5 protein-coding genes and 1 pseudogene are annotated in these 8,487 nt (G+C 72.0%); 3 read left to right on the forward strand and 3 right to left on the reverse strand.

Annotated features, from left to right (window positions below; genetic code table 11):
• Window positions 1-1,185, forward strand: a pseudogene (locus AB0E83_RS34205) (export associated protein); the annotation flags it as partial.
• A 244-nt stretch (window positions 1,186-1,429) separates the two neighbouring features.
• Window positions 1,430-2,407, forward strand: a complete 978-nt coding sequence (locus AB0E83_RS34210; protein WP_362120522.1) for a TerC/Alx family metal homeostasis membrane protein — start codon at window positions 1,430-1,432, stop codon at window positions 2,405-2,407.
• Window positions 2,408-2,476: 69 nt separating this feature from the next.
• On the opposite strand, the gene AB0E83_RS34215 is transcribed toward AB0E83_RS34210, so the two are convergent.
• From AB0E83_RS34215 to AB0E83_RS34225, 3 genes are all read right to left on the reverse strand, one after another.
• Window positions 2,477-3,763 (reverse strand): MFS transporter, encoded by a 1,287-nt coding sequence (locus tag AB0E83_RS34215; protein WP_362120530.1) that lies wholly within the window; start codon window positions 3,761-3,763, stop codon window positions 2,477-2,479.
• 140 nt (window positions 3,764-3,903) lie between these two features.
• Window positions 3,904-4,560 carry an MBL fold metallo-hydrolase gene (locus AB0E83_RS34220; protein ID WP_362120524.1) on the reverse strand — a complete coding sequence of 219 codons (657 nt, stop codon included), beginning with the start codon at window positions 4,558-4,560 and terminating at the stop codon, window positions 3,904-3,906.
• Between the two features lie 49 nt (window positions 4,561-4,609).
• Window positions 4,610-5,299, reverse strand: coding sequence for a maleylpyruvate isomerase family mycothiol-dependent enzyme (locus AB0E83_RS34225; RefSeq protein ID WP_362120526.1), 690 nt, complete (start codon window positions 5,297-5,299; stop codon window positions 4,610-4,612).
• A gap of 197 nt (window positions 5,300-5,496) precedes the next feature.
• Between AB0E83_RS34225 and uvrA the strand changes: the two genes are divergently transcribed.
• Window positions 5,497-8,487 (forward strand): excinuclease ABC subunit UvrA (gene uvrA / locus AB0E83_RS34230; protein ID WP_362120528.1); only part of this gene is annotated, 2,991 nt, incomplete at its 3' end.

Below are 8,487 nucleotides of genomic sequence, written 5' to 3' on the forward strand. Positions count from 1 at the left end.
GGAGCCGTACCGCCGGCGCGGGAGCCGGCGGCGCCGGGCCCCGAGGCGCGCCCCGCGCCCGTCGCCGGGGACGCCACCGGCTGGACCATGGACGAGCGGCTCTACAACCAGGTGTGGGGCATGTTCGAGGACCTGGCGCGGACCGCGGCCGCCTACCGCAGCGCCCGCGACTTCGCCGACCACCGCCTCGACCGCGCGATCGACCAGGTGCTCGCCGACCCGGGCACCCGCTCCGGCCCCGCCGGGGACGCCGCCCGGGCCGCCGCCCGCGCCCACCACGACGAGCTGATGTCCCGCGCCCAGGAGGTCTTCGACCGGGACCTCGCGCAGCTCACCGCCGAGTCCGAGGTCGTCGAACCGGCCCTGCCCGTCGCCTACGCCCGCTGGGACAACCCCGTCTGGCACGCCTACCGGACCCCGGAGGAGCCCCCGATGGCGGTCCGCCTCGGCGACCTCCACCTCCCCGAGCGGCCCGGGCTCAGGATCCCCTTCCTCGTCCGGCTCCCGCTGGAGCGCGGTCTGTGGGTGGACTCGGGGCGCGGCCGGGCCGCGGCGGCCGGCCTGCTCGACGAGGCCGAGCTGCGCCGGCTCGCCCTGGACAGCGCCGTCGCGCACACCGCCCGGCTGCTCGCCGCCCACCCCGCCGGCGGCCTCGCCGTCCACGTCCTCGACCCGGCCGGCGGTGGGGCCGCCGCCTTCGCGCCGCTCGTCGAGACCGGCGTCCTGGCCGCCCCGCCGGCCCGGGGCGCGGCCGGTGTCACCGCAGTCCTCGCCCAGCTCACCGAGCGGGTGGACCTGCTCCAGATGGCGCTGCGCGGGGACGCCTCCGAGGACCTGCCGCCCGGCTTCGACCCGGCCCGGCAGCTGCTCGTCGTCCACGACTTCCCGCACGGCTTCGACGACCGGGCCGTGACGAGGCTCCGCTACCTCGCCGACGAGGGCCCCTCCGTCGGCGTCCACCTGCTGATGGTCGCGGACCGGGCGGACGCCGCCGGGTACGGGCCGGTGCTCGACCCGCTGTGGCGCTCGCTGCTCCGGCTCACCCCCGTCCCCGACGACCACCTCGCCGACCCCTGGGTCGGCCACGCCTGGACCTACGAGCCGCCGACGGTGCCGCCGGGCAGCGCGGTGCTCTGGCAGGTCCTCGGACAGGTGGCGGAGGCCCAGCGGCGGAACAACGGCTGACCTGGCCTTTTGGGCTCTCTTTACCCTGTCCTTTACCTTCTCTTGGTCCTTCGGGTAGTCTTCTGAGTGCGGAGGGGAGTACTCCCCATGGCGCGGCGTACCCGTCAATACGGACGGATCAAGGACATCCGGTCCCGGGGCGTCGGCCCGGCGGTCGCGCGAGCGACCCCGGGTGGAAGAGACCTCCGGCAGCGACGACGCTGATCAGTAGCCGTACGAAGCCGGAGGCGCAGTGGACGTTTCGATGACCATCTGGGTGCTGACCGTTCTCGGTCTGTGTGCCCTGATCGCGGTCGACTTCTTCATCGGGCGCAAGCCCCATGACGTGTCGATCAAGGAAGCCGGAATCTGGACCGTGGTCTGGATCGTGCTCGCCGTGCTCTTCGGCATCGGCGTCTCGATCTGGGGCGGCGGCCAGGCGGGCGGCGAGTTCTTCGCGGGCTTCATCACGGAGAAGTCGCTCAGCGTCGACAACCTCTTCGTCTTCATCCTGATCATGGCGAAGTTCTCCGTGCCGACCCACCTCCAGCAGCGGGTGCTGCTGTTCGGCGTGCTCATCGCCCTCGTCCTGCGGGCGATCTTCATCGCGGCGGGCGCCGCGATCATCGCGAGCTTCTCCTGGGTCTTCTACCTCTTCGGCGCCTTCCTCATCTACACCGCCTGGAAGCTCGTCAAGGAGGCCATGGCGGACGAGGACGAGGACGACTGGGACGAGAACCGCCTCCTGAAGTCCATCGAGAAGAAGTTCGGCGTCGCGGACCGCTACCACGGCACCAAGCTCTTCATCGTCCAGGCCGGCAAGAAGGTCATGACGCCGCTCCTGGTCGTCATGCTCGCCATCGGCATGACCGACGTGCTGTTCGCGATGGACTCGATCCCCGCGATCTTCGGCCTCACCCAGGACCCGTACATCGTCTTCACCGCCAACGCCTTCGCCCTCATGGGTCTGCGCCAGCTGTACTTCCTGATCGGCGGCCTGCTCAAGAAGCTGGTCCACCTCAGCTACGGCCTGTCGGTGATCCTCGGCTTCATCGGCGTCAAGCTGGTGCTGCACGCCCTGCACGAGTCCGGGGTCCACGTCCCCGAGATCTCCATCCCGGTCTCCCTCGCCGTCATCTGCGGCGTGCTGGTCATCACCACGATCACCAGCCTGATCGCCTCCAGGAAGCAGGCCGAGAAGGCCGCCGCCGAGGGCGCCGAGAAGGACAGCGTCGAGGCCTGATCCCCCTTCGCACGGCGACGGCCGGCCCGGGCATCCCGCCCGGGCCGGCCGTCGCCGTTCTCCCGCCCGTCAGGCGGGCACGCCCTCGGCCGCCTCCTCGGGACGCCGCTCCGGCAGGGTCTCCGGCAGCAGCGCGAAGCAGCCCAGGCTCACCAGCGCGACCACCGTCAGATAGGCCGCCACGCCCCACGGCGGCCCCGAGCCGCCCTCCGAGAGGGCCGTGGCCACGATCGGCGTCAGCGCCCCGCCGAGCACCCCGGCCAGGTTGTAGCCGACCGCCGCGCCGGTGCAGCGCACCCGGGGCTCGTACAGCTCCGGCAGGTACGCGGCGACCACCGCGAACACGGTGATGAAGGCGAGCAGCGCCCCCAGGAAGCCCAGGAACATCAGCAGCGGCTGCCGGGTGTGCAGCAGCGCCACCATCGGGAACATCCACAGCGCGGCCCCGGCGCAGCCGGCCAGGCAGAGCGGCCGCCGCCCCCAGCGGTCGCCCAGCAGGGCCAGGAAGGGCGTCGCGGCGCCCTTCACCGCCACCGCCGCCATCACGCAGACCAGCATCACCGTGCTGCTCACCCCGAGCCGTTCGGTGCCGTAGGCCAGCGCCCAGGTGGAGACCGTGTAGAAGATCGCGTACCCCACGGCGAGGGCGCCGGCGGTCAGCAGCACGAGCCGCCAGTGGTCGCGCGCCACCTCGGCGAGCGGGGCGTTCGCCCGCTTCCCGGACGCGGACAGCTCCTCGAACTGCGGGGTCTCCGCGAGCGAGGAGCGCAGCAGCAGCCCGGCGGCGGCGAGCAGGCCCGCCGCCCAGAACGGCACCCGCCAGCCCCAGGACCGGAAGTCGGCGTCGCTCAGCCCCGCGGTGAGCGCCAGCATCACCCCGTTCGCGAGGAGGAAGCCGACCGCCGGGCCGATCTGCGGGAAGCTCGCCCACAGCGCCCGCCGGTGCGGCGGGGCGTGCTCGGCGGTCAGCAGGACGGCCCCGCCCCACTCGCCGCCGAGGCCGAGCCCCTGGAGGAAACGCAGCAGGAGCAGCAGCAGGGGAGCGGCGACGCCGATCGCGTCGTACGTGGGGACGCAGCCGACGGCGACGGTGGCGCAGCCGGTGAGCAGCAGGGAGGCGAAGAGCACCGGCCGGCGCCCGTGCCGGTCCCCGATGTGCCCGAAGAGGACGGAGCCCATGGGGCGGGAGAGGAAGCCGATCGCGAAGGTGCCGAAGGCGGCGAGGGTCCCGGCGAGCGGGGAGAAGGTCGGGAAGAAGAGCGGCCCGAGGACGAGGGCGGCGGCCGTCCCGTAGACGAAGAAGTCGAAGAACTCGATGGCGGTGCCGACGAGCGAGGCGGCGGCGAGCCGGGACATCGAGGGGGTGGCACGGGCCGCCGGCGGCGACGGAGGGTGACTGGGGTGCATGTGCCGCCAACTACCCGGCCGCCTTCCGGGTTACGGGGGCGTGCGGGAGCGCCCCCGGCGGCACCGGGGGCGCTTCGGCACCGGCCGCTTCACCAGCCGCGCTCGCGCCACTCCGGGAGGTGGGGGCGCTCGTCACCGAGCGTGGTGTCCTTGCCGTGGCCGGGGTAGACCCAGGTCTCGTCCGGCAGCGCGGCGAAGAGCTTGGTCTCCACGTCGCGCAGGAGGCTCGCGAAGGCCTCCGGGTCCTTCCAGGTGTTGCCGACGCCGCCGGGGAAGAGGCAGTCGCCGGTGAAGACGTGCGGGTGGCCGTGCGGGTCGTCGTAGACCAGCGCGATCGAGCCCGGGGTGTGGCCGACGAGGTGCCGGGCGGTGAGCTCGACCTCGCCCACCCGGATCGTGTCGCCGTCCTCCACGAGGACGTCGGTGGCGACCGGGATGCCCTCCGCGTCGTACGCGCCCGCGTACGTGGTGGCGCCGGTGGCGGCGACCACCCGGGCCAGGGCCTGCCAGTGGTCGCCGTGCCGGTGGGTGGTGACGACGGCGGTGATGCCGTCGTCACCGATCAGCGTGAGCAGCGTCTCCGCGTCGTTGGCCGCGTCGATGAGCAGCTGGGCGCCGGTGGCCCGGCAGCGCAGCAGGTACGCGTTGTTGTCCATCGGGCCGACCGCGACCTTGGAGATCATCAGGTCCTTCAGCTCGTGGACGTCGGCCGGACCGCCCACCCTCACCGCTCCGCTGTACGTCATGGCCTCAGCCTAGCCCCGGCCACCGACAGCGGTCCCGGTGAGCCCGCGGCTACAGCGGCGGGAGCTGGGGGAGCGGGCCGCCCTCGGTCTTCAGGGCCGAGCCGTCGCGGCGGCCGGCGAGCCAGCCGAGGAGCTCGGGCGCGGGTCCGGAGACGGCCACGGGGCCTCCCTCGGCGCCGCCCCCGGTCGTCCACGTCCGGCCGTCGTCGGCGCGGAGCCCGGTGGAGGGGACGTCCGGGTGCCCGGCGAACCGCTCGGCGAGGAAGTCGATCTCGCGCTCGACGAACTCCTCGGGGAGGTCCTCCAGCTCGTAGCCGCAGCCGAGGTCCACGTGGTGCAGGGCCACCTCGACCCAGCGGCGGAAGGGGACCCGGGAGGCGCTGTCGGTGACGCCGTTGCGCAGCTCGACGGTCCGGCTCCAGTCGCCCGGGGCGGCGGTCGCGGCCCGGAAGCGCTCGTCCGTCGCGCGCACGTCGGCGAGCTGGACGTCGAGGGGGCGGCGGGCGTCGCGCTCGATGTCCGCGTCGCGCGTCTCGGCGCTCGCGTACATGGGCCGGCCCTCGAAGACGTTCACCAGGGCGTCGGCGTTCCGGGCCAGGTGGGCGAGGACGTGGCCGCGGGTCCAGCCGGGAAGCCGTGACGGCTCGGCGACGGCGGCGTTGTCCCAGGAGGCGGCGTCGGTCAGCAGCCGCTCGGTGGCTTCGCGCAGGGAGGCGAGGTCGCGCTCGTGGTCGATCATGGCGCCGACCCTAGCGCCGACCACTCGTTCGGGTGAAGCAGACGAGCGAACCCCGGAAATCGAATGTACGTGCTATAGGCTCGGTGGTGGTGACCGACGACCGAGGAAGCATCCGGCATCCTTGGTTGTTGAGCGCTTGTCGGGTGTTCAGGCACATCCGCTCTCCATCCGCTCTCTCAAGAAAGGTGCGGACCGGCGTGGCCGACCGTCTCATCGTCCGTGGCGCGCGCGAGCACAACCTCAAGAACGTCTCGCTCGACCTCCCCCGTGACTCCCTCATCGTCTTCACCGGACTCTCGGGGTCGGGCAAGTCCTCCCTCGCGTTCGACACGATCTTCGCCGAGGGGCAGCGCCGGTACGTCGAGTCGCTCTCCTCGTACGCCCGGCAGTTCCTCGGCCAGATGGACAAGCCGGACGTGGACTTCATCGAGGGGCTCTCGCCCGCCGTCTCCATCGACCAGAAGTCGACCTCGCGCAACCCGCGCTCCACGGTCGGCACCATCACGGAGGTCTACGACTACCTCCGCCTCCTCTTCGCCCGCATCGGCAAGCCGCACTGTCCCGAGTGCCGCCGGCCGATCTCCCGCCAGTCGCCCCAGGCCATCGTCGACAAGGTCCTGGAGCTCCCCGAGGGCAGCCGCTTCCAGGTGCTCTCCCCGCTGGTGCGCGAGCGCAAGGGCGAGTTCGTCGACCTCTTCGCCGACCTCCAGACCAAGGGCTACAGCCGCGCCCGGGTGGACGGGAGGACCGTCCAGCTCAGCGAGGCGCCGGCGCTGAAGAAGCAGGAGAAGCACACCATCGAGGTGGTCGTCGACCGCCTCACCGTGAAGGACAGCGCCAAGCGCCGCCTCACCGACTCCGTCGAGACCGCCCTCGGCCTCTCCGGCGGCATGGTCGTGCTCGACTTCGTCGACCTCCCGGAGGACGACCCCGAGCGCGAGCGGATGTACTCGGAGCACCTCTACTGCCCGTACGACGACCTCTCCTTCGAGGAGCTGGAGCCCCGCTCCTTCTCCTTCAACTCGCCCTTCGGCGCCTGCCCCGACTGCACCGGCATCGGCACCCGCATGGAGGTCGACCCCGAGCTGGTCGTCCCCGACGAGGAGAAGTCCCTCGACGAGGGCGCCATCCACCCCTGGTCCCACGGCCACACCAAGGAGTACTTCGGCCGGATGATCGACGGGCTCTCCCAGGCCCTCGGCTTCCGCACCGACATCCCCTACGCGGGCCTCCCGCAGCGGGCCAAGAAGGCCCTCATGCACGGCCACAAGACCCAGATCGAGGTCCGCTACCGGAACAGGTACGGCCGCGAGCGGGCCTGGACCACCCCCGCCTTCGAGGGCGCCGTCTCCTTCGTGAAGCGGCGGCACAGCGAGGCCGAGAGCGACTCCAGCCGGGAGCGCTTCGAGGGCTACATGCGCGAGGTGCCCTGCCCCACCTGTCACGGCACCCGGCTCAAGCCGATCGTGCTCGCGGTCACCGTGATGGACAAGTCCATCGCCGAGGTCTCCGCGATGTCCATCAGCGACTGCGCCGAGTTCCTGGGCCGGCTCACCCTCAACGCCCGGGACAAGAAGATCGCCGAGCGGGTCCTCAAGGAGGTCAACGAGCGGCTGCGCTTCCTCGTCGACGTCGGCCTCGACTACCTCTCGCTCAACCGCGCGGCCGGCACCCTCTCCGGCGGCGAGGCCCAGCGCATCCGGCTCGCCACCCAGATCGGCTCCGGCCTCGTCGGCGTGCTCTACGTGCTCGACGAGCCGTCCATCGGCCTCCACCAGCGCGACAACCACCGCCTGATCGAGACCCTCGTCCGCCTCCGCGACATGGGCAACACGCTCATCGTCGTCGAGCACGACGAGGACACCATCAAGGTCGCCGACTGGGTCGTCGACATCGGCCCCGGCGCCGGCGAGCACGGCGGCAAGGTCGTCCACTCCGGCACCTTGAAGGAGCTCCTCGCCAACGAGGACTCGATGACCGGGCAGTACCTGTCCGGCCGGAGGGCGATCACCACCCCGGACGTCCGCCGCCCCGTCGACCCCGGCCGGCTGCTCACCGTGCACGGCGCCCGGGAGAACAACCTGCGGGACATCGACGTCTCCTTCCCGCTGGGCGTCCTCACCGCCGTCACCGGCGTCTCCGGCTCCGGCAAGTCGACGCTGGTCAACGACATCCTCTACACCCACCTGGCGCGCGAGCTGAACGGCGCCAAGACCGTGCCCGGCCGCCACACGCGCGTGGAGGGCGACGACCTCGTCGACAAGGTCGTGCACGTCGACCAGTCGCCGATCGGCCGCACCCCGCGCTCCAACCCGGCGACGTACACCGGCGTCTTCGACCACGTCCGCAAGCTCTTCGCGGAGACGATGGAGGCGAAGGTGCGGGGCTACCTCCCCGGCCGCTTCTCCTTCAACGTCAAGGGCGGCCGCTGCGAGAACTGCTCCGGCGACGGCACGATCAAGATCGAGATGAACTTCCTCCCGGACGTCTACGTGCCGTGCGAGGTCTGCCACGGGGCCCGGTACAACCGGGAGACCCTGGAGGTCCACTACAAGGGCAAGTCCATCGCCGAGGTCCTGGACATGCCGATCGAGGAGGCCCTCGACTTCTTCGAGGCCGTCCCCACGATCGCCCGCCACCTGCGGACGCTCAACGAGGTCGGACTCGGGTACGTCCGGCTCGGCCAGTCGGCGCCGACGCTCTCCGGCGGCGAGGCGCAGCGCGTCAAGCTCGCCTCCGAGCTCCAGAAGCGCTCGACCGGCCGCACGGTCTACGTCCTGGACGAGCCGACCACCGGCCTCCACTTCGAGGACATCTCGAAGCTGATCAAGGTGCTGTCCGGCCTGGTCGACAAGGGCAACTCGGTGATCGTCATCGAGCACAACCTCGACGTCATCAAGACCGCGGACTGGATCATCGACATGGGCCCCGAGGGCGGCAGCGGCGGCGGCACGGTCGTCGCCGAGGGCACCCCCGAGGAGGTCGCCTCGGAGCCGGCCAGCCACACCGGCAAGTTCCTCCGCGAGATCCTCGGCGCCGACCGGATCAGCGACGCGGCGGGCGCGCCCGCCGCGCGCGGGACGGCGAAGAAGGCCCCGGCCAAGAAGACCGCGGCGAAGAAGGCCCCGGCCAGGAAGACGGCCGCGGCGAAGACGGCGGCCGCCGGCCCCGCCAAGAAGGCGACGGGC

This window comes from Streptomyces sp. NPDC035033 (assembly GCF_040636735.1).
Classification (GTDB): domain Bacteria; phylum Actinomycetota; class Actinomycetes; order Streptomycetales; family Streptomycetaceae; genus Streptomyces.

Excerpts from the sequence above, each read along its gene's own strand:
- AB0E83_RS34220 (WP_362120524.1), bottom strand. The coding sequence starts at position 4,560 with ATGACGTACAGCGGAGCGGTGAGGGTGGGCGGTCCGGCCGACGTCCAC.
- AB0E83_RS34215 (WP_362120530.1), bottom strand. The coding sequence starts at position 3,763 with ATGTCCCGGCTCGCCGCCGCCTCGCTCGTCGGCACCGCCATCGAGTTC.
- AB0E83_RS34225 (WP_362120526.1), bottom strand. The coding sequence starts at position 5,299 with ATGATCGACCACGAGCGCGACCTCGCCTCCCTGCGCGAAGCCACCGAG.
- AB0E83_RS34210 (WP_362120522.1), top strand. The coding sequence starts at position 1,430 with ATGACCATCTGGGTGCTGACCGTTCTCGGTCTGTGTGCCCTGATCGCG.